19 protein-coding genes and 1 pseudogene are annotated in these 19,604 nt (G+C 58.7%); 8 read left to right on the top strand and 12 right to left on the bottom strand.

The genetic code is table 11. The features are described 5' to 3' along the window. Positions 1–232 precede the first annotated feature (232 nt). The 3 genes from H7R73_RS07820 to H7R73_RS07830 form a co-directional block, all read right to left on the bottom strand. Entirely contained in the window at positions 233–1,654 is a 1,422-nt protein-coding gene (locus H7R73_RS07820) for an IS66-like element ISKpn15 family transposase (protein WP_043155065.1), read from the bottom strand. 436 nt (positions 1,655–2,090) lie between these two features. Beyond that, the gene (locus H7R73_RS07825; protein WP_158657340.1) at positions 2,091–2,567 is read right to left on the bottom strand and encodes an SMI1/KNR4 family protein; all 477 of its coding nucleotides are present in this window, start codon (positions 2,565–2,567) and stop codon (positions 2,091–2,093) included. 173 nt (positions 2,568–2,740) lie between these two features. Beyond that, the gene (locus H7R73_RS07830) at positions 2,741–3,430 is read right to left on the bottom strand and encodes a hypothetical protein (RefSeq protein WP_103260455.1); all 690 of its coding nucleotides are present in this window, start codon (positions 3,428–3,430) and stop codon (positions 2,741–2,743) included. A gap of 134 nt (positions 3,431–3,564) precedes the next feature. On the opposite strand from H7R73_RS07830, the pseudogene H7R73_RS24135 reads away from it, so the two are divergent. Beyond that, positions 3,565–3,809 (top strand): annotated as a pseudogene (locus H7R73_RS24135) (metal-dependent hydrolase); the annotation flags it as partial. Here the strand turns inward: H7R73_RS24135 and H7R73_RS07835 are convergent. The 3 genes from H7R73_RS07835 to H7R73_RS07845 all read right to left on the bottom strand — a co-directional run bounded on the left by H7R73_RS07835 (position 3,806) and on the right by H7R73_RS07845 (position 7,062). Beyond that, the gene (locus H7R73_RS07835) at positions 3,806–4,132 is read right to left on the bottom strand and encodes a hypothetical protein (RefSeq protein ID WP_103260454.1); all 327 of its coding nucleotides are present in this window, start codon (positions 4,130–4,132) and stop codon (positions 3,806–3,808) included. The pseudogene H7R73_RS24135 and the gene H7R73_RS07835 sit on opposite strands and share 4 nt — an antisense overlap. A gap of 123 nt (positions 4,133–4,255) precedes the next feature. Next, positions 4,256–5,719, bottom strand: coding sequence for an ATP-binding protein (locus tag H7R73_RS07840; RefSeq protein WP_182951600.1), 1,464 nt, complete (start codon positions 5,717–5,719; stop codon positions 4,256–4,258). Between the two features lie 68 nt (positions 5,720–5,787). Further along, the gene (locus H7R73_RS07845; RefSeq protein WP_011191341.1) at positions 5,788–7,062 is read right to left on the bottom strand and encodes an IS4-like element ISApu2 family transposase; all 1,275 of its coding nucleotides are present in this window, start codon (positions 7,060–7,062) and stop codon (positions 5,788–5,790) included. A gap of 171 nt (positions 7,063–7,233) precedes the next feature. Between H7R73_RS07845 and H7R73_RS07850 the strand changes: the two genes are divergently transcribed. Beyond that, positions 7,234–7,392: a hypothetical protein gene (locus tag H7R73_RS07850; RefSeq protein WP_158657339.1), complete on the top strand. Its 159-nt coding sequence runs from the start codon at positions 7,234–7,236 to the stop codon at positions 7,390–7,392. On the opposite strand, the gene trpA is transcribed toward H7R73_RS07850, so the two are convergent. The 6 genes from trpA to H7R73_RS07880 all read right to left on the bottom strand — a co-directional run bounded on the left by trpA (position 7,389) and on the right by H7R73_RS07880 (position 14,329). After that, entirely contained in the window at positions 7,389–8,195 is an 807-nt protein-coding gene (trpA, locus tag H7R73_RS07855) for a tryptophan synthase subunit alpha (RefSeq protein WP_103260453.1), read from the bottom strand. The two genes, H7R73_RS07850 and trpA, sit on opposite strands and share 4 nt — an antisense overlap. Continuing rightward, complete coding sequence (gene trpB, locus H7R73_RS07860; RefSeq protein ID WP_042864151.1) at positions 8,192–9,385, bottom strand: tryptophan synthase subunit beta; 1,194 nt, start codon at positions 9,383–9,385, stop codon at positions 8,192–8,194. The genes trpA and trpB overlap by 4 nt, the downstream gene beginning before the upstream one ends. 188 nt (positions 9,386–9,573) lie before the next feature. After that, on the bottom strand, positions 9,574–11,079 hold the full coding sequence (gene trpCF / locus H7R73_RS07865; protein WP_041214834.1) for a bifunctional indole-3-glycerol-phosphate synthase TrpC/phosphoribosylanthranilate isomerase TrpF: 1,506 nt from the start codon (positions 11,077–11,079) through the stop codon (positions 9,574–9,576). Continuing rightward, a complete protein-coding gene (gene trpD, locus H7R73_RS07870; protein WP_103260452.1) occupies positions 11,079–12,092 on the bottom strand; it encodes an anthranilate phosphoribosyltransferase in 1,014 nt (337 codons plus the stop codon). Before trpD ends, trpCF begins: the two co-directional genes overlap by 1 nt. Positions 12,093–12,102: 10 nt before the next feature. Continuing rightward, entirely contained in the window at positions 12,103–12,702 is a 600-nt protein-coding gene (locus tag H7R73_RS07875) for an aminodeoxychorismate/anthranilate synthase component II (RefSeq protein ID WP_039039194.1), read from the bottom strand. Then, the gene (locus H7R73_RS07880; RefSeq protein ID WP_041213211.1) at positions 12,695–14,329 is read right to left on the bottom strand and encodes an anthranilate synthase component 1; all 1,635 of its coding nucleotides are present in this window, start codon (positions 14,327–14,329) and stop codon (positions 12,695–12,697) included. Before H7R73_RS07880 ends, H7R73_RS07875 begins: the two co-directional genes overlap by 8 nt. Positions 14,330–14,753: 424 nt before the next feature. On the opposite strand from H7R73_RS07880, the gene rnm reads away from it, so the two are divergent. The 6 genes from rnm to H7R73_RS07910 all read left to right on the top strand — a co-directional run bounded on the left by rnm (position 14,754) and on the right by H7R73_RS07910 (position 19,489). Beyond that, positions 14,754–15,635 (top strand): RNase RNM, encoded by an 882-nt coding sequence (gene rnm / locus H7R73_RS07885; RefSeq protein WP_039039192.1) that lies wholly within the window; start codon positions 14,754–14,756, stop codon positions 15,633–15,635. 125 nt (positions 15,636–15,760) lie between these two features. Then, a complete protein-coding gene (locus H7R73_RS07890; RefSeq protein ID WP_010673702.1) occupies positions 15,761–16,381 on the top strand; it encodes an L-threonylcarbamoyladenylate synthase in 621 nt (206 codons plus the stop codon). Continuing rightward, positions 16,374–17,255 (top strand): segregation and condensation protein A, encoded by an 882-nt coding sequence (locus H7R73_RS07895; protein ID WP_010673703.1) that lies wholly within the window; start codon positions 16,374–16,376, stop codon positions 17,253–17,255. Before H7R73_RS07890 ends, H7R73_RS07895 begins: the two co-directional genes overlap by 8 nt. Before the next feature lie 41 nt (positions 17,256–17,296). After that, entirely contained in the window at positions 17,297–17,989 is a 693-nt protein-coding gene (gene scpB, locus H7R73_RS07900; protein WP_042014199.1) for an SMC-Scp complex subunit ScpB, read from the top strand. Continuing rightward, entirely contained in the window at positions 17,982–18,905 is a 924-nt protein-coding gene (gene rluB, locus H7R73_RS07905; RefSeq protein WP_039039190.1) for a 23S rRNA pseudouridine(2605) synthase RluB, read from the top strand. Before scpB ends, rluB begins: the two co-directional genes overlap by 8 nt. Positions 18,906–19,117: 212 nt before the next feature. Then, positions 19,118–19,489 (top strand): endonuclease domain-containing protein, encoded by a 372-nt coding sequence (locus H7R73_RS07910; RefSeq protein WP_103260451.1) that lies wholly within the window; start codon positions 19,118–19,120, stop codon positions 19,487–19,489. The last annotated feature ends 115 nt before the right edge of the window (positions 19,490–19,604 follow it).

The raw sequence follows: 19,604 nt of genomic DNA on the forward strand, positions 1-19,604 counted from the left end.
GCCACAATCCTGGCAAAGCTACCGCCCCTGAGTTCCAGCCCCCAGTCTGCAGCCTGTCATCTGCGAGATAGCAACAATCGCTGTCATGGCCTTCTCCCGAGAGAGGGATTATCGTTTGGCTATCATAAGGGCTCTGATCGGGGCATGGGAAGAGGGGAGTGAGAAAAATACTATTAGCTTCAATACATTAGTGAAAAATTACTGTTTTAAGCGGGCTGCTGAGTGTATCTATTCACCAGGACGGGGTTGACGGCATCAGTTCTGCCGGGATGGGATAATCTGTCTTCTCGATGCACGCCCTGACCACGGCCCTCAACCACTCCTGTGGGCAGCGGCCCAATCGCTTGCCGGTCTCCACCAACGACAGGATGCGCTGGCGAAACAGCTCGCCCCGGTGAGACCACACGCCGTAGCTACCCTTGCGCCAGAGCACATAGCCACGCAGCGCCCGCTCCGCCTCGTTGTTGGTCAGCGCTATTTCGTCGTCAGTCATAAACCGCCACAGCATCTCGTCATCCCGCAGCAGCAACTGGCATCGTCCACGGTAGCGTTTGCTGCACAACAGGGCGCCGCGCTCCAACTGGCTTCGCCAGCTTTGCCGGTAACGCGCGAGCCTGCGCAGGTATTTCTGCTTGCTCAACGCACCGCTTTCCCAACGGTGCCGGGTACGAAACACCGCATCCGCCAGCAAGACCAACCGGGCACCGATGGGCTGGTTGCACTGCTCGCTACTCTCGGCGATGGCCGCGAGATTGCGGGCCACGTGGGCCCAGCACAGTTGCCGCTGGTCGGCGTCGATAAACCGGTAGCCGGCGTACTGGTCGGTCACCAGCACCCCGTCAAACTCGGCGCCCAGCAGCCGCTTGGCCGCCTCCTGACCACGGCCATAGGCCGTCATGAAGCAGACGGCTATCTTGCTCAGCGCCAGCCACATCCAGCGGCGCTCTCCACCCCGCTGATGCCGGGTCTCATCGGCATGAACGTGGGTGGCCGTCTGCACCTGCTGCTTGATGGCCTGGTAGGTCGGGGTGAGCATGGCACTCACCCGCCCCTGCGCCTCACTGATGGCGCCCCGGCTAAAACTCAGGCCGAAATGCTGTTTGAGCTGCTGCTGTATCTGGCTGACGCTCTGGTGAAACTGGCCGCTTTGCAGCGCGATGTAGCTGAGCAGATTGGCCCCCATCTGGCTGCTGCTGACGTTGTCTGGCAGTGCGGCCTGGGTCGTGCCGATACACCGTGAGCAGGTCGCACGATACAGTTGGTGTTCGGTGACGAGATAGCTCACCTCGGGCAGCTCGAACACCTGATGAACCTGATAGGGTTTGGCATGGGCCACCATGTCCCCGCCACAGCAAGCGCAATCGGCGGCAGGGTAATGCGGGACCAGGGTCAGGCGGGCATCAAGCGGATGCCGCTCGCGGCGATGTCCCTTGTGACCGGGCTGCGCCCCCCGTTGCTTGCCGGACGCCGGACGCTTGCGGGCCGGCGGCGGTGCACCGGGGCCGTCGCTGGAAGGCGGCTTGGAGGAGTTGCCGCTGTGCTGATTGAGGCGGTCCTCCAGCTCGGCGATGCGGTCGAGGAGCTTATAAATCAGCTCGTTGGCCTGCTCCAGAGTGGTGGGCATTCCCGCGGAATGCATGGTGTTTTTGCTCATGGGGGGAGCGTATCTAAGGAGCAGGATCAAGCAAGCAGGAAAGTGGGATCAAGAGACGATCGTCTCATTTTTCCTGTGTCAATACTGTTCCGGTGAATACTTACTGCTGAGTGAGCAGATGTATGAACAAAGCCCCTTCGCTCCTGCCGTCTCCTCGAGCGAGGCGACAACGATGCCGTGATCGGCAACAAGCAGAAAAGCGAAATGGCGTCGATCTGGCGGGGTGATGCAGCGATTGCAGCTATATCCCTATGGGAGTCGAAAATCAAAAACGTAGACACCCATCTTTTGTGTTCTGGCTATCCAGCGCCTTGCTCAGCAAGGCGGGTGTCCGATATGTCGGTACTTTTGGCTGTGGGCATATGCTCCCGGCCTCACCTGTTTGCCAGTATGTTAATTGGCGTTACCCTGTCGTTTGCTGGCCCTTGTAAAGCGCCTAGTCATATAAGTACCCCAAACTAACAAAGCTTGAATTGAGCCAATAAAGACAAGAGCCTTTATTTTTGACCAAGCTATTCAAGATCGATGTGAAACTGTATGCGATTATGGGGGAATCACTCGTTGCATGGAGGTCCCAGAAGCTATCGTAACAGTAGCCAAATTGAGAATCCCCGAGATTTATGCTTATTGCTTGTTCAGGGCCATTTCTTGCGATGACATAGAAATCATTGGACATATCATCTTTGGGTATGTCTTGCTCATATCCTTCAGGCAGTATAGATGGATTCGCAGGGATTAATTCTGCTGGTGTCGAGATTTTGAAACAATAGTCACTTGCCTCAAAAAGAATGACACCACCGCAGAGTGAATAAAATTCTTTTAAATCATCTGGAATATCCATTTCAGGAATGCCTGAAGGTGGCAATACCTTGCAGTTTTCCATCTCACCAATCCGCTGGATTAACTCTCTCATTCTCTGGTTTCCTGAACTATCACTGCGCTTGACAGTAATTGGATAATTTGTTTGTATTCACTGCGGTTCCTTGTATGTACAAATTCACACAAAGCCTTGGCATACGCTACTTTTGCTCGGATTTACCGTGTCTCATATCTATATTTTTTGCATCCAGATACCCTGCAAGGCATCTAGAGAATGATTTTGTATAGTTTGTCGTAGTAAAAATCATCAAAGTCAGCAACCGTTTTTAGGGTAAACGGTGCTGGCAGGGTGAATCGTTTCCAGGTTTCCTTGAAGATCTCGTCACCATCTTCTTGCGCATCCTGATTGATGTTCTCCTTTATTAATATTTTCTTGGTCGAGAAGTTGATGCTCGTCACCCGCTCGACGAGGGGGCCGCGGTTTTCACTCATGTCATAGCCAATCAATTCGAAACCGGCGTTCTGATATCTGAATTTGTAAGACCAGTAACCATAACGTCCATGGCCATAGTGGATCTGCAAGATCCCTTTCTCTACGGAGACCCAAAGCTCAGGGGCAAAATAGACACCACCATCTTCATTCTCCGAGGAGAAACAGCTTGGATTATCGAGCGCCAGCTCATAGTGATCCCCCTTATTGAACGCGATGATAAGGCCTCGCCGATTACGATCCAGCTCACCACGGTATTCGTCAACAATGACATTGCGCTTGTCAGTGCCTTTGATGACGATGACCATATCACTCTGGCCATCCTTGTTTAAATCCCCTTCGATTTTCTCAAAGACGACATATCCCTTGGGGACAAAATCGAGCGGATCTTTGGCTTTCAGAGGGGCGCCTTCGGCTAAAACTTGTGCTTGCAACAGCATTAAAAGCAGGAATAACCCTTTTTTCATCACCATTCCGTTTTCGTATGACTCTATAAATAGTGAATGATGCGTAAGATGGATACCCATGGCAAGCGTTTTGAGCCACGAATGGAGACGAGCCTGCCTGTCCATAGCAATACTCCCAGCATTCCGCCACCGCTCTGGTCTCTCTGCTCCCCCACAGCCTGCTCGAGGCGGCAAGGGGGTAGGCTGGTTCTGGCCGTGGCGTGACGAGCGTTTCTTCGCCCCCTGGCAGCTGATCCGGGTCGCCCCCTTCAAGCCGGAGGCCTATCTCACCGCCCGGGGTGAAGCGGTGATCCTCTCCGAGCTCTATTGGATCTGGCTGCCAGGGGTTGTAGTGATGCTGATATTGATGGGGTGGCGGGGAAGTGGAAGGGGGCCCTAGGGGATGCTGAGACTGGCGGCCAAATGATGAAGATAGTCATAGCTGTGCCACTGGGCGGCACAGAGAGCGAGCAGGGCTGAGGCTCCCAAGGCACCTTGCTCCCAGTGTCGGAGCAATATCCATAGTGCATGCAGTATGCAGAGACCCAGACTCACCAGATATATGAGGGCTAACGTCACTTCAATCAAATCTGATATGCCGTATGGATCATTTGGATTGTGATAAAGCTGATCATAGCCAAAGGCGCGAAATCCGAGTCTGATCAGAAACAGGGAAAAACAGAGAGTGGCCAGTTGTTCTGTTTTTCGGCTGATTTCTGTCATGCAATTTTTAAAATTTGCCAACGTTAACTTTTTGGACTGAGATGCGATAGAGCTGGGACACCCATCATTTTGAATGTTGGCTATGCTATGCCTTGTTCATAAAAGTGGATGTCCCATATTTCTTTAGCTAAACAGTCGAGCCCAAAAACCTTTTTTCTTCGATGAGAGTGAATGGCTGTTACTAATTGTTTTATTAGAGTCATAACTTCCGTGGAGTGCTTTAGAGGCAACCATTCCAAGAAGTGAGCTTAACTCCAGCTCGAAACCGATAGTAATATCAGACTCTCCACTACGGGCATGTGCAACCTCATGGAGTAAAGTAGCGGAATAACGCTCTATAGAAACAAGTTCACTCCGTTTTATTATGATCTCGGTACCAGTCCAGAGACCACATGCTTCTGAAAATCCACCGAACTCAGAACGCATCGTCTCTGAAATCTTTATATCTTTGACATTAGCTGGGAGCCCGCCAACAAGACTAGCAATTTTATGTGTCATGTTGAATATTGAATATTCTGCTTTTGTAAGCATATCAGGTTGAATGAATTTAAACTCAAAGCTGTCATTCCATTCGGATACAAAGTGGCTTAAATCCTGAATTTTATTCCCCTCTACATCGATCTGGCCAGATAACTTATCTTTCACAACACTAGGGATAGTAATTATTTGCCGACCGCATGCTCGTGCCTCCTCAACGAAACGAGGGGCATTAATGATATCGTCACTGGTGAGAAATAATACATCTCCAGAAGCATTAGTTATCTTTGATGCGTGTACGGATACATCTGTCCACTTCATTTCATCGTGGAGTGTTCCATGTCCAAAGTTACTAAGGTCGTTAACAAGAGCTTTGGCAATGACCTCTGAAGATGAGGATAGTAGAATAGATTTTACTCTTTCAGAATATGCTGTGCGACCTACATTGGTTCTTTCTCGGTTAAGAGCTTTTTTTATTGAAGCTGTTAAAGAAGTAATGTTGTAAGAAAAGAGAAAGTTATCTTCTTCAGCGACCCGAATTCCATTGATGTATATGTATGAAACACTTCCTTTTTTACTAAGAATCTCTCCATAATTAGTTTTTTCAAGCAAATCTTCTTTAGAGAACTTTAAAAAAAGTTGCTTTGCTTTTTCTATATCACCATGTGAGCAACCGGTTAAGATAAATTCAGTGCCAATAAATGTTGGATCTGATGGTTCAGATATGCAAGCATGCAGAGTTATGATATCTGAGAAATCATGTTTTTCTGAGCGATCGAATGTCACATCGCAAAACTTAGAACGAATTCTTGTTTCAATTCCTAAACGATCAAATGTTGCTAGAGCATCTTTTAAACCAACACCAAACTTACCAATGAGATTGGGATGATCAAGCTTTTCCTGATTTTCATTCATGGTGAAATGTTCATGTCTAAGCCCACGCCCGAAGTCACGAATACACCACTGTCCATGTTCATTATGTGTGATAATTACATCTTGGGATTGGGTTAATGCTTGTTCATCAAGGGCGTTAGCAATAATTTCACGAATTGCATGAAATGCATCCCAGTTTTCCAACATCCGGTCAATATTTAAGTCAAATTTTTTCATATTCAAGAGAACCTATATTAATAAAAATATTTTTGTCTCATGACAAAGAATGGTTCATGTACAGAACCTTAAGCGGCAAGCGAATTAATAATACCGTCTAACGTGTTGTTTTGCTTGGATTTTCTCTGCCTACTCTTTTTGCCGTTTTTGGATAAATACACCATTGCCCACTCCAACTTCTCTGTTATTTCCTGCCACGCACCATGGATGATGCTCGCCAATATCGGCATTAACCAAAGCGCGCTGTTTTTGGCAATCTTCAGCATCGATAACTCCGCGCTGCCAATCAGCGTCAGCGCCAGCCGACGTTTGACCAGCAAGGCCAGCAAACTAGCCCAGATCAAGCCTTCCGCTATCGCTTTTTGTCGTGTCGCGAACGCCTTCAACCGGTTATGTGATTTCAGCTCTTTGAACAACAGTTCGATCTGCCAACGGCAACGATACAATGCCATCACCTTCTCGGCTGGCCATCGCTCACGCGGAAGATTGGTCATCCATATACAGAACCGTTTTTCCTCTGCAAACCAACGTCTTATGAGTCGATATTTATACTTTCCCGAACTCACATCCAGATCCAGAACCTCGGCTCTGCAGCTTCTCCGATCGATATCCTTGAGCTTTTTTCCGAGTAACTTGGGCATTTCCCTGCCGTCCTGTCGGTAAGCTGCCTGTACTTTGGGATTGAGATTTTGACTCCCTCTGACCAGATAGCTTCCTTTGGCTTTGGTCACATCAGCAAAGTACTCGCGGCTGATGTAACCGGCATCCGCCAATAACAGTTTGTTATTTAACGAATTTGCGGCCGGAAGATGCTTGCGCTCCGATTCGGTATCCGCCGTGATACTCATCGATATCGGCGACTGGTCCAGCAAGGACATGGTCATATGACACTCTACCGCAGCGGGGCTGTGCTTATTGAATCGGCCCGGGAAATGTTCTGCCAATTGCGGATGTAACGCGAATGACGACCCGTCCTGCAGCAGTACCTGCTCAAAGCCTGCCAGTCCGTGGGCGTCCGGTAGACACTCCTTGAGGCGTAAGGCGATGGCTCGTTCAACCAGTGCGCGCATGAACAAGGGAAAACCCTGCTTGCGTAACTGGTTGTGAAAGGGTTTATACGCTATTTGGTCAGTATCATGGAGCTGCAACGCATTGAAATGGCGATGCAAACCAGCAATACCATCCACCTTGTCGCAACCAAGCCCTGAGAGCAGAGCCGGGAGTAGTCTCGCAGGCTGGATATCCCGGAGTCGCTGACAAAAACCGGTAAATTTACCGATCCGGTTGAGTTCAGAAGAGCTAAGAAGTTGCTTGAGGTACTGGGTTGCATTGATAATAGTCATGGCTTCGGGCGTGTCGGTTTTTTTTTGCGATTAAATCAGATCACAAACGAAGCCTTTTTTCTATCTATTTCAATTGGTTGTAGCTAAAGATCCTGTACATGAAGAATGGTTTCCATTTGACCATACTAATGGTGCCATTTGAAATGGAAAAGAGGGATAGAGAAAAATTTCATGCTGACGAATTTTATTCGTGACTGGTGGTATAGCGAATTTGCAGTGTTAATTGAAAAGCATAGGCATAAAAATGGCGCCCAATTGGGCACCATTCAGGCTTGGGATTATGGCCATTTCTATTCTGATTTTGGCGATCAGGCTATTGCTCCTATTTAGCGGTTGGTCGCGGCCTTCATCCCTTCCACAAACTCCTTCAGGCGAGTGAGCATATGCTCCGGGTTCTGGTGGTGGGTCTCGATGATCTTCACCACGGCGGAGCCGGAGATGGCACCGGCGGCGCCAGCCTTGATCGCTTCACGCACCTGAGCCGGTTCGCTGATGCCAAAACCGAGCAGGGCGGGGGGGGCATTGAACTCGCGCAGGGTGTTGATGAGCCCCTCCACCGGCATGCCGGCCTTGGTCTCGGCACCGGTCACACCGGCGCGGCTCACCAGATAGGTGTAACCGGAGCCCAGCTCGGCAACAGCCTTGAGCGTCTCGGCATCGCCGTTGGGCGGGGCGATAAAGATGCTGTCGATGCCGAACCTGTCGGCGGCCGCCTTGTAGGGTTCGCACATCTGCACCGGCACGTCCGCCACCAGCACGGAGTCCACCCCTGCCTGCTGGCACTTCTCGTAGAAGCCGTCGATGTGGCGCACATAGACCAGGTTCGCGTAGACCAGGAGGCCAATGGGCAGCTGTGGGTATTTGGCGCGGATGCGGGCGAGCAGGCCGAAGCAGTCGTCCGGGGTGGTGTGGCTGGCAAAGGCACGCAGGGCGGCACCCTGAATGGTGGGGCCGTCCGCCACCGGATCGGAGAAGGGAATGCCGAGTTCGAGGGCGTCGGCGCCCCCTTCGACCAGGGCATCGACGATGGCCAGGGACAATTCGGGGGTGGGGTCACCCAGCATCACGAACGGCACGAAGGCGCCCTGATTGGCCTTGTCCAGACGGGAAAAGAGTTGTGCGTAACGGTTCATGACAAGGTTCCTTCTTTTTCAAAGATGTCGGCAACGGTGAAGATGTCTTTGTCGCCACGGCCGGAGAGGTTGACGATGAGCACCTGCTCTTTTTCCGGTTCACTGCGGGCCATCTTGAGGGCGTGGGCCAGGGCGTGGGAGGACTCCAGCGCCGGGATGATCCCTTCGGATTTGGCCAGCTCCTGGAAGGCGTCCAGCGCCTCCTTGTCGGTCACCGAGGGGTACTCGGCGCGGCCGATGGCGGCCAGGTGGGCGTGCTGCGGGCCGACAGAGGGGAAGTCCAGCCCCGCCGAGACGGAGTAGGACTCCTGGATCTGGCCCTGGTTGTCCTGCATCAGGAAGGAGTGCATGCCAAAGAAGACCCCCTTGCTGCCGTGACCCAGCGGCGCGCCGTGCTCGCCGCTCTCGATGCCGTGACCACCGGGTTCGACCCCGATAAGGCGCACGGAAGGCTCATCGATAAAGTCCGCGAACATGCCGATGGCATTCGAGCCGCCGCCGACGCAGGCGATCACCGCATCCGGCAGGCGCTCTTCTTTTTCGAAACACTGGGCCTTGGCCTCTTCCCCGATCATCTTCTGGAACTCCCGCACGATAGTGGGGAAGGGGTGGGGGCCAGCGGCGGTGCCGAGCAGGTAGTGGGCGGTTTCATAGTTGGCAGCCCAGTCCCGCAGCGCCTCGTTGCAGGCATCTTTCAGGGTGCTGGAGCCGGAGTGCACCGGGATCACGGTGGCACCCATCAGCTTCATGCGAAACACGTTCGGCTTCTGGCGCTCGCAATCCTTGGCCCCCATGTAGACACGGCACTTGAGGCCGAGCAGGGCGCAGGCCAGCGCCGTCGCCACACCGTGCTGACCGGCGCCGGTCTCGGCGATGATCTCTTTCTTGCCCATGCGCTTGGCGAGCAGGGCCTGGCCCAGCACCTGGTTGGTCTTGTGGGCGCCGCCGTGCAGCAGGTCCTCACGCTTGAGGTAGAGGCGGGTCTTGGTGCCCTTGGTCAAATTGCGGGTGAGGGTGAGCGGCGTCGGGCGACCGGCGTACTCGGTCAGGAGCGCCTGAAACTCGGCGACGAAGGCCGGATCGTCCTTGGCATCGACAAAGGCCTTCTCCAGCTGGAGCAGGGCGGGGATGAGGATCTGGGGCACATACATGCCGCCAAATTCACCGAAAAACGGATTGAGCAGGGTCATGGTTATCTTCCTTTACATTCTGCAATTGAGATCAGGTATGAGCCTTGTCGGGCTGAGGCGTATGGCTAGGGCACATACATGTCATCGACGAAATTCACCAAAAAACGGGTTGAGCAGGGTCATACATTATTCCTTGTGCTTATGGGCAAACGCAGTTCATTAATTCGTTGAATGAGTCACGGGGGCGCTCACAGTTGGCGCAGGGCGCCAAAGGCGGCCGCCAGCTTGTGGGCATCCTTCCTGCCCGGGGCACTCTCCACCCCGGAGTTGAAATCAAGGCCCACACAGCCCACTTGCGCGGCCTCGAGGGCGTTGTCGGGGTTGAGCCCCCCTGCCAGCATCAGTTTGCTCTTGTCGAGCCCGGCCAGCAGAGTCCAGTCGAACGCCTGACCGGTGCCGCCGCTCTGGCTGCCGACTTTCGTATCCAGCAGCAGGCGATCCGCCGGGTAGTCGAGGGCGGGCAGGGGCTCGCCGCTTGTGACACCGACGGCCTTCCAGATCTGGCAGCCCGCCGGCAGCAGGGGGCGCAGGGTCTCGATATAGGCGGCATCTTCATCCCCGTGCAGTTGCACGGCGGCGAGCCCCAGCGCATCCACCGTCTTGGCGATGGTGGCGGGCTGGGCATTGCGAAACACCCCGACGTAAGAGAGCGGCGCGCCCGCCATCACGGCGCGGGCGGCGGGAATGTCCACGTAGCGCGGGCTTTTCGCCACAAAGATGAGGCCGCCGAACACGGCCCCCGCCTGATGGGCGGCGGCGGCGTCCTCGGGACGGGTCAGACCGCACACCTTGTTCTGGCCGAGCACGAGCTTGCGCACCGCGGCTTCCAGATCCGGCTCCGCCATGAGGGAAGAGCCCACCAGGAAGCCCTTGGCGTGGTGGCGCAGGGCCGCCACCTGGGCGCGGTGGTTGATGCCGGATTCGCTGATCACCACCCGATCCCCCGGGATCCTGGCCGCCAGCTGCTGAGTGCGGGCAAGATCGACGCTCAAATCCCGCAGATCCCGGTTGTTGATGCCAATAACCGGGGCGCCGAGGTCGATGGCGCGGGTCAGCTCCTCCTCGTTGCTCACCTCGGTGAGCACCCCGAGGCCCAACTCTTTCGCCACGTTGAATAGGGCGCGATACCCCTCGTCAGTGAGCACGGAGAGCATCAAGAGGATGGCGTCCGCCTGATAGTGGCGGGCCAGATAGACCTGGTAGGGGTCAATCATGAAGTCCTTGCAGAGCACCGGCTGCTGGACGCGGCCCCGTACCCGGGGCAGGAAGGCGAAATCCCCCTGGAAGAACTTCTCGTCCGTCAGCACCGAGATGGCGGTGGCGTAGTGGCCATAGATGTCGGCGATGGCCTCCGGGCTGAAGTCGTTGCGGATCAAGCCCTTGGAGGGGGAGGCCTTCTTGCACTCCAGAATGAAGCGGGTGGAGCCTTTGCGCAGATCCCCCTCGAAGTCCCGATCGCTCGGGGTCAGCGCGTCCTGGAAGCTCGCCAGGGGCTGGCTCTCCTTGCGGGCGGCGACCCACTCCTGCTTGGCCGCCACGATCTTGCCGAGGATGGTCTGGCTGATGGAGGCCATGTTCAGAAAGGCGTGGGGAGCAATGACATCTGACATCTCGTTATCCTTGCGAAGCTGGCTGTTGCCCGTCGGGCGTTCTGGGTGAGTGCCCCTGGGGCACGCTGTGGTGGTGGCTGACATCATGCCTCCTGATGGCTCAGGGTGGCGAGATCCCGGGCGAGGAGGGCGGCCTGGCCGCTTGCCAGCACCGCCTGCACCCGGGCGGCGGCCTGCCTAAAGTCCGGGGCCTCGCCCGCCATCACCAGGAGCGGCGCCACGTTGGCGGCGATGGCGGCGTTGTGGGCCGGGCTGCCGCGTCCTTCCAGGATGGCGGCGGTGATGGCGCGGTTCTCCTCGGGCTCACCGCCCTGGATGGCGCTGACCGGGTAGGTGTCGAGGCCAAAGTCCGCCGGGGTGAGCAAGTACTCGCGAATTTCGCCGTCGCGGATCTCCGCCACCTGGGTCGGGCCGTGGATGGCAATCTCGTCGAGGCCGGCGCCGTGCACCACCATACCGGTTTTCAGGCCGAGTGCCAGCAGGGTTTCGGCGATGGGGCGCACCAGCTCGGGGGCATAGACCCCCATCAGCTGGAAGCTGGGGCGAGCGGGGTTGATGAGCGGTCCCAGCACGTTGAACAGGGTGCGGGTCTTGAGGGCCTGGCGCACCGGCATGGCGTGGCGCACCCCGGCGTGGTACTGGGGGGCGAACAGGAAGCAGACCCCGAGCTCGTCCAGGCAGCGGCGGGCCTGGGCCGGGCTCATGTCGAGCTTGATGCCCATTTTATCGAGCAGGTCGCTCGACCCCGACTTGCTCGAGACCGAGCGGTTGCCGTGCTTGGCCACTTTCAGGCCACAGGCGGCGGCCACCAGGGCCGAGGTGGTGGAGACGTTGATGGTGTTGAGGCCGTCCCCTCCGGTGCCGACGATGTCGCAGAAGGCATAGTCCGGGCGCGGGAAGTCGCGGGCTTCGGCCAACAGCGCCTCGGCGGCGCCGGCGATCTCCTCCGGGGTCTCCCCCTTGATCTTGAGGGCGGTCAAAAGGCTCGCGAGCACGATGGGATCCACTTCACCACGAACCACCTGGCCGAAGGCATCGCGGGCGGCGTCGCGGGTGAGAGACTGCCCCTGATAGAGGGTGTTGAGATGTTGATGCATGGTCTCTTCCTTACCGCACGTGGCTTTCTGGACGGGTGACATGGGCGAGGGCCTGGGTGAGCAGGCGGGCCCCTTCGCTGGTCATGATGGATTCCGGGTGGAACTGGAAGCCCAGCACCCGCTCGTCACGCTGCTCGATGGCCATGGGCATGCCCTGATAGTGGGCAATCACCTGCAACTCTTGTGGCACATAGGTGGCCACCAGGGAGTGGTAGCGGGCCACCGGCAAGGGGCTCGGCAGCCCCGCGAAGGCACCATGGCCGTTGTGCTCAATCAGCGAGCGCTTGCCGTGGACGATTTCCCCCGCCGCCCCGACGGTGCCGCCGTAGGCTTCGCACAGGGCCTGATGACCGAGACAGATGCCGAGGATGGGCACCCGGCCCCGGGCCAGCTTGATGAGATCGATGAGGCAGCCCGCCTCATGGGGAGCGCCCGGCCCCGGGGAGAGCACCAGCACGGCGTCCCCTTCGCAGGCGTCGATCTCCTGCATGATGCGGCTCGCCGGCAGGCTGTTGCGGTAGATGCGCACCGGGTAGCCCAGGGTGCGGAACTGGTCGACGAGGTTGTAGGTAAATGAATCGAAGTTGTCGAGCAGGAAGATGTTAGTCATGGCTCACGTCCTTGTGTTGTTCCTGCTGGGCGCTGAGGGCCTGCAGGGAGGTGCCATGGCTGGCAGCGATGGCGGCCAGCACGGCCGCCGCCTTGGCGCGGGTCTCGTCCGCCTCGGCCTGGGGTTTGGAGTCATAGACCACCCCGGCGCCGGCCTGGACATGGGCGACCCCCTCTTTCACGAAGGCGGAGCGGATGACGATGCAGGTGTCCATTTCCCCTGCGCCGTTCAGGTAGCCCACGGCGCCGCCGTAGCTGCCGCGACGCTTGCCTTCCACCATGCGGATAAGCTCGCTGGCGCGCAGCTTGGGGGCACCGGTCAGGGTGCCCATGTTCATGCAGGCCTGGTAGGCGTGCAGGGCGTCAAGGTCGGCGCGAAGGGTGCCCACCACCCGGGAGACCAGGTGCATGACGTGGCTGTAGCGATCCACTTTCAGCAGATCCTTGACGTAGCGGGTACCGGGGGCGGAGATGCGGGCGATGTCGTTGCGGCCCAGATCCACCAGCATCAGGTGCTCGGCCACCTCTTTCTCGTCCTGGCGCAGCTCCAGCTCGATGCGGCCGTCCAGATCCAGGTTGATGCTGCCGTCCGGGTTGAGGCCGCGGCGGCGGGTACCGGCGATGGGGTACATCTCCACCTGGCGGCTGTTGGCGCAGAACTTGACCGCGCTCTCGGGGGAGGCGCCAAACAGGGTGAAGCCCTCGTCCTGCACGTAGAACATGTAGGGGCTGGGGTTGGTCTGCTTGAGGCGGCGATAGGCGGCGACGGGATCCGGGCAGGGGAGGGAGAAGCTGCGGGACGGCACCACCTGGAAGATGTCACCACGGCGGATGAAGCCCTTGAGCTTCTCGACCTCGGCGCAGAACTGCTTGTCCCCCTTGTCGACGGCCAGGGCGCCGGTCAGCGGCGCCGTGCCCTGTGGCGCAGGCAGCGGCTGCTGACAGGCCTGTTTGAAGGATTCGAGGCGAGCGGTCAGGCGGGCGTAGCGCGCGTCCAGCTGCTCATCCTCTTCGCCGCCGAACAGGCAGGCCAGCAACTGGGTGCTCTGCTTGATGTGATCGATGGTGATCAGGGTCTCGGCCACATAGAAGCAATAGTCGGGGCAGTCGTTGCTCCCCTCTGGCACCTCGGGCAAGTCTTCAAAGGAGGCGATGAGGTCGTAGGCGAAGCTGCCCGCCATGAAGAGGGCCTCTTTGCCCTGCTGGCATTGCAGCTCCCGCTGCAGGGTGCGCAGCACGTCCAGCACGCTGCTGCCCTTGAGGCGGCTGTCTTCGTCAAGCTCCCGATCGGACGCCGGGAAGTCGAGGTGCAGCTCGTCCGCCACCCGGGTCTGGGTGATGACGGCGGGCAGGCGCTGCTCCAGCAGGCGTAGCAGGGCGGCGCCGTTGTCGCCGAGGGGGCGCACCTGCACGGCGCGGCCGCGGCACTCGATGCGCAGGCAGGCGTCCACCAGCAGCAGGCTCTGGGTGCCGGCCTTGGAGTCGATCTCCACCGATTCAAGCAGCAGGTTGTTGGGTCTGTCCTGGCAGAGTCGGGTATAGAGTGCCAGGGGGTCTGTCACATAGGGGGCATTGAGCCGGATGGTATCGAATTCGCCCAGGGGCAAACGGGTCTTGTTGCCTGTCATAATGCCTTCCCTTGCATGTGTTGTGTGTCACCGATGGTCATGGCGCTGTCTCTCTTGAAAATGGGTCGGGTTCGGGTCACGTCAGCGAGTTCGCCATCGCCATGTCAGTGTGCTTCTCTGAATTGTCGGTTTCATCACAGGTCCATTTGCCGGATAATAAAAAAGCCCGCTGGGGTCAGCGGGCTTTTTCTTTGGGTTCTTAACTTGCTGTCAGATTACAGGTACAGCAACGACCACACGCCCGCATGTCAGGGAGTGTGCCACCACCAGATGGTCAGGATGGAAGTCGCTTGCATGAGATTGAGTCCTGTAAAAAGATGTTTGCAATGAAGTGCCTACAGAAAACGATAAAGCCGCGGCCAAGTCAAGTCGCTTTTTTGCCGGCCTTTTCCAGGCAGGCCCCAAACAAGAGCGAAACACGCCGATGAGATTCGATCTTCATTGCCACACCACCGCCTCGGACGGGGTGCTGAGCCCCGCCGACCTGGTGCGCCGCGCCGCCGAAAAAGGGGTGGAGGTGTTAGCGGTCACTGACCACGATACCCTCGACGGGCTTGAGGAGGTGCGCCAGACCATCTCGGCTGACCAGCTGCCACTGCGCCTGGTGAGCGGGGTGGAGATCTCCACCGGGTGGGAGCATCACGAGATCCACATCGTGGCCCTCGGGGTGGATGAGAAAAATCCCCAGTTGCTCGCCTTTCTGGCAGGGCAGCGGGCTCGCCGGGAGGCGCGCGCCGAGGAGATCGGGCGTCGTCTGGAGAAGTGCCTCATCCCGGGCACCTATGAAGAGGCCAAGCAGCTCGCCGGTGACGCCGCCGTGACCCGGGCCCACTTTGCCCGGGTGCTGGTGGCGCGCGGGGTGGCCGACAATATGCAGAAGGTGTTCAAGAAGTACCTGAGCCGGGGCAACAAGGGCTATGTGCCCGCCGAGTGGCCCGGGATGGGGGAGGCCATCGAGGCCATCCACGCCGCAGGCGGGCTGGCGGTGCTGGCCCACCCGAGCCGCTACAATCTCACCGCCAAGTGGATCAAGCGGCTGCTGGTGGCCTTCAAGGCCGTCGGGGGGGATGCCATGGAGGTCTCCCTGCCCCAGCAGAGCCCCCAGGAGCGGGCGAATCTCGGCCAGTGGGCCAGGGAGCACGATCTCTATATTTCGGTGGGGTCCGATTTTCACTTCCCCTCCAACTGGACCGAGCTTGGCCGCCACCTCTGGCTCCCCAAGGAGGGGATGCCGCTGTGGCTGGGTCACCCCGGTCATTTCGGGCTCACCCCCGAGGAGCATGCGGGCCTGCTGGCCAGCCGCTGACCCCCCGGGCCGGCATCTTTGATGCAGGCGAGTCTGCGTCAAACAGGTTAAGGTAGTGTCATGGGCCAAGGGGCCCTTGACCATGAAGCGGGCAACGAGCGTGCCCCCTATCGCGAGAAGAGCATATGAGTCAGCATTTTTACGTACATCCCGACAATCCCCAGGTTCGCCTCATCAGCCAGGCGGTGCAGATCCTGCAAAACGGCGGCGTCATCGTCTATCCCACCGACTCCGGCTACGCCCTGGGCTGCCAGATGGGCAACAAGGATGCCCTGGAGCGCATCTGCCGCATCCGTCGCATCGAGCCTAACCACGACTTCACCCTGGTGTGCCGGGATCTCTCGGAGATCTCCACCTATGCCAAGGTGGACAACACCGCCTTCCGGCTGGTCAAGAACAACACCCCCGGACCCTACACCTTCATCTTCAAGGCCACCAAGGAGGTGCCGCGCCGCCTCATGAACGAGAAGAAGAAGACCATCGGCATCCGGGTCCCGGCCAACAACATCGCGCTGGCCTTGCTCGAGGCCCTCGGTGAGCCGCTGCTCTCCACCACCCTGATCCTGCCGGGCTCCGAGATGGCGGAGTTCGACCCCGAGGAGATTGCCGACAAGCTCGGCAAGCAGCTGGATCTGGTGGTCAACGGCGGGTATCTGGGCGAGCAGCCCACCACTGTGGTGGACTTCTCCGACGACGAGCCCGTGCTGCGTCGCCGCGGTGCCGGGGATCCGACGCCGTTTGAGTGATCTTGCCGACCCCGTGCCCGCGCTGACAACCCCCGCGGGCACGACGGGGGAGGCTTCCCTTCCCCCGCCCATCGCCACCGTGCTGGGGCAGCCCTACCATGAGCTGCCCCAGGACTTGTTCATCCCCCCCGATGCGCTGGAGGTGTTTCTCGACACCTTCGAGGGGCCGCTGGATCTCTTGCTCTACCTCATCCGGCGCCAGCAGCTCGACATCCTCAACTTGCCCATCCTGCAGATCACCGCCCAGTACATGGAGTACGTGGATCTGATGCAGGGCCTCAACCTCGAGCTGGCGGCGGAATACCTGCTGATGGCGGCCTGGCTCGCGGAGATAAAGTCCCGCCTGCTGCTACCCAAGGCCCCGGAGCTGGAAGACGAGGAGGAGGGGGAAGATCCCCGCGTCACCCTCATTCGTCGCCTGCAGGAGTACGAGCGCTACAAGCTGGGGGCGGAGCGGGTCAATGCCCTGCCGAGGGTGGAGCGGGAGATCTTCGTCGCCGCCGCCATGGCGCCGGATTTTGGTGCCTTGAAGCCATTGGCGCCCGATGTTTCTCTGGTTGAACTCGCCCTTTACATGCAAAGTGTGGTAAAACGCGCGACTCATTTTGAACATCACCAGATCCGCCGCGAGCAGATCCCTACCCGGGTACGGATGGCGGAGATCCTCGCCATGCTCTCCCTGGGCCAGACCCTGCGCCTGGAGCAGGTGCTGCGGGCCGAGGAGGGGCGCATGGGGGTGCTGGTGACCTTCCTGGCCCTGCTGGAGCTGTGCAAGGAACAATTGATCTGGATCTTGCAGGCGGAGCCCCTGGGCCCCATCCATTTTGCCCTGGCCAGTCAGGGGAAAGGGGAGGAGCATGAGCATCTACACTGAGCGAGGGGCGGCCCCAGGGGCGCGGACCCGGGAGGTCCACCGTGGCGCTGCCTGCTGAACGATTGAAGACCCTGATCGAGGCGGCGATCTTCGTGGCGGGGCGTCCCCTCACGGTGAGCGAAATCAAGGGCAGCGTGCTCTCGGACTACCCGGTCACCGGCCGCTATGTCCAGCTGCTGCTGGCAGAGCTCAGACAGGATTACAGCGAGCGGGGGGTCGAGCTCAAAGAGGTGGCCTCCGGCTGGCGTTTCCAGGCCCGCCAGGAGTATGCCGAGGAGCTGTCGCGCCTGTGGAGCGAGCGGGCTCCCCGTTATTCCCGCGCCGTGATGGAGACGCTGACGCTGATTGCCTATCGTCAGCCCATCACCCGGGCGGAGATAGAAGCCATCCGCGGGGTGGCGGTGTCGAGCCAGATCGTCAACACCCTCAAGGAGCGTGGCTGGGTGCGCAGCATCGGCCACAAGGAGGTGGCGGGTCGCCCCGAGCTGCTCGCCACCACCCGTGAATTTCTGGACTATTTCAACCTGCAGAGTCTGGAGCAGCTCCCCGAGCTGGATCCCGAGCTGCAGGCCCCCTTGTCGCTCATGCCGGGCGAGGGCGGTGACGGTCAGCCTCTGGCAGGCCGTGCTGAGCATGAACATGGTGGGGAGGCCAACGGGGCCTTCCCACAAGAGCCAAGGTTGTCCGCGATGTCGGCGGGCAGCGATCAACAATCAGGTAAACCCGATGAGTGAAAAACTGCAAAAAGTATTGGCCCGCGCGGGTCAAGGCTCCCGTCGTGAGATGGAGGCCCTGATCACCGCAGGTCGGGTCAGCGTGGATGGCAAGGTCGCCACGCTGGGGGATCGCGTCGAAGTGAACGCCGTGATCCGGGTGGATGGCCACCAGGTCAAGACCCGCGCCGCAGAGGAAGTGATCTGCCGCGTGCTGGCCTACCACAAGCCCGAAGGGGAGATGTGTACCCGCCACGATCCGGAAGGACGTCCCACCGTGTTTGATCGTCTGCCCAAGATGGATGGCGCCCGCTGGATAGCGGTCGGCCGCCTCGACGTCAACACCTCCGGTCTCTTGCTGTTCACCACCGACGGCGAGCTGGCGAACCGCCTGATGCACCCGAGCCACGAAGTGGAGCGGGAATACGCGGTGCGCGTCTTTGGCGAGATCACCGAAGCCATGTTGCAGCGCCTGCGCAAGGGCGTGCAGCTGGAAGACGGCATGGCCAAGTTCAACAAGATCAAGCCGGCCGGCGGTGAAGGGCTGAACCAGTGGTTCAACGTCACCCTGACCGAGGGCCGCAACCGGGAAGTGCGCCGCCTGTGGGAGTCCCAGGAAGTACAGGTGAGCCGCCTGATGCGTATCCGCTACGGCGACGTCAAGCTGGATCGCGGCATCCCCCGCGGCGGCTGGCAGGAGCTGAAACTGCCCGAGGTGAACTACCTGCGCGGCCTGGTCAACCTGCCCAACGAGACCGAGTCCAAGGTCGATTTGCAGCAGGATGGCAAGAGCACTCGCCACAAGCAGGCCGCCCAGATCCGTCGCGCCGTGAAGCGCCACAAGGAGATGCAGGGCAAGGAGCCGCGCGCCCGTGCCACCACCGCCCGTCGCAAGCCGACCTCCTCCACCCGCAATTCCGGCACCGGCAGCAAGTAAGGCGCCGCCACGGGCCGCTCGCCCCGGACACGCCACAAGCCCGCACCCCAAGGTGCGGGCTTTTTTGTTTTCTGCTCCTGCCGGGCTCCTTGAGACTGAATCGCACAGGGGAGAGAAAGGGCCAGGCAAGCTCCTCCCCCTTTTGAAGGGGGAGGCTGGGAGGGGGTGAGTAGTTGTTATGCTGACGGGGTCATAGTCGGAGGAATACTGTCATGAACGAGAAGCCAGTTCGTGTTTTCAACCGCGAGGCAACGCTGGATAAACGGCGTGAACAACGAAGCAATCCAACAGAGCCTGAATGGCGATTGTGGCAGGCGCTTCGGGCTGGGCAACTCGGAGTCAAGTTTCGTCGTCAGCAAGGTATAGGCCCATACATTGCGGATTTTTACTGCCCCGGGCGGTTGTTGGTCATTGAGGTTGATGGCGACAGCCATTTCGACATGCGGGGTTTGCGTCATGACAAGCGACGGGATGCCTACATGGCGGCCCTGTCGCTGACGGTACTGAGATTTAGCAACAGGGAGGTGATGGAAAATCTACCCGGGGTGGTTGTCTCTATTCGGGCATGGCTTGATCGCGTCTGACCCCACCCCAGCCCTCCCCTTGCCAGGGGAGGGGGCTAGAGTGCCCTCTGTACGGGCTGGAAAGCGCCATACACTTCCTTTTTTTGAAGGGGAGGTGGTTGCAGACGGGGATGTG

The organism is Aeromonas sp. WP2-W18-CRE-05 (genome assembly GCF_014168615.1).
Taxonomy (GTDB): domain Bacteria; phylum Pseudomonadota; class Gammaproteobacteria; order Enterobacterales; family Aeromonadaceae; genus Aeromonas; species Aeromonas caviae.

Bases quoted from the DNA above. Each gene is read 5' to 3' on its own strand.
- trpD (WP_103260452.1), bottom strand. From the start codon at position 12,092: ATGCATCAACATCTCAACACCCTCTATCAGGGGCAGTCTCTCACCCGC.
- trpB (WP_042864151.1), bottom strand. From the start codon at position 9,385: ATGACCCTGCTCAATCCGTTTTTCGGTGAATTTGGCGGCATGTATGTG.
- H7R73_RS07910 (WP_103260451.1), top strand. From the start codon at position 19,118: ATGAACGAGAAGCCAGTTCGTGTTTTCAACCGCGAGGCAACGCTGGAT.
- trpCF (WP_041214834.1), bottom strand. From the start codon at position 11,079: ATGTCAGCCACCACCACAGCGTGCCCCAGGGGCACTCACCCAGAACGC.
- H7R73_RS07880 (WP_041213211.1), bottom strand. From the start codon at position 14,329: ATGACAGGCAACAAGACCCGTTTGCCCCTGGGCGAATTCGATACCATC.
- H7R73_RS07850 (WP_158657339.1), top strand. From the start codon at position 7,234: ATGCTGACGAATTTTATTCGTGACTGGTGGTATAGCGAATTTGCAGTG.
- H7R73_RS07825 (WP_158657340.1), bottom strand. From the start codon at position 2,567: ATGAGAGAGTTAATCCAGCGGATTGGTGAGATGGAAAACTGCAAGGTA.
- H7R73_RS07840 (WP_182951600.1), bottom strand. From the start codon at position 5,719: ATGAAAAAATTTGACTTAAATATTGACCGGATGTTGGAAAACTGGGAT.
- H7R73_RS07890 (WP_010673702.1), top strand. From the start codon at position 15,761: ATGAGTCAGCATTTTTACGTACATCCCGACAATCCCCAGGTTCGCCTC.
- H7R73_RS07835 (WP_103260454.1), bottom strand. From the start codon at position 4,132: ATGACAGAAATCAGCCGAAAAACAGAACAACTGGCCACTCTCTGTTTT.
- rluB (WP_039039190.1), top strand. From the start codon at position 17,982: ATGAGTGAAAAACTGCAAAAAGTATTGGCCCGCGCGGGTCAAGGCTCC.
- H7R73_RS07845 (WP_011191341.1), bottom strand. From the start codon at position 7,062: ATGACTATTATCAATGCAACCCAGTACCTCAAGCAACTTCTTAGCTCT.
- H7R73_RS07830 (WP_103260455.1), bottom strand. From the start codon at position 3,430: ATGAAAAAAGGGTTATTCCTGCTTTTAATGCTGTTGCAAGCACAAGTT.
- trpA (WP_103260453.1), bottom strand. From the start codon at position 8,195: ATGAACCGTTACGCACAACTCTTTTCCCGTCTGGACAAGGCCAATCAG.
- H7R73_RS07875 (WP_039039194.1), bottom strand. From the start codon at position 12,702: ATGACTAACATCTTCCTGCTCGACAACTTCGATTCATTTACCTACAAC.
- H7R73_RS07820 (WP_043155065.1), bottom strand. From the start codon at position 1,654: ATGAGCAAAAACACCATGCATTCCGCGGGAATGCCCACCACTCTGGAG.
- rnm (WP_039039192.1), top strand. From the start codon at position 14,754: ATGAGATTCGATCTTCATTGCCACACCACCGCCTCGGACGGGGTGCTG.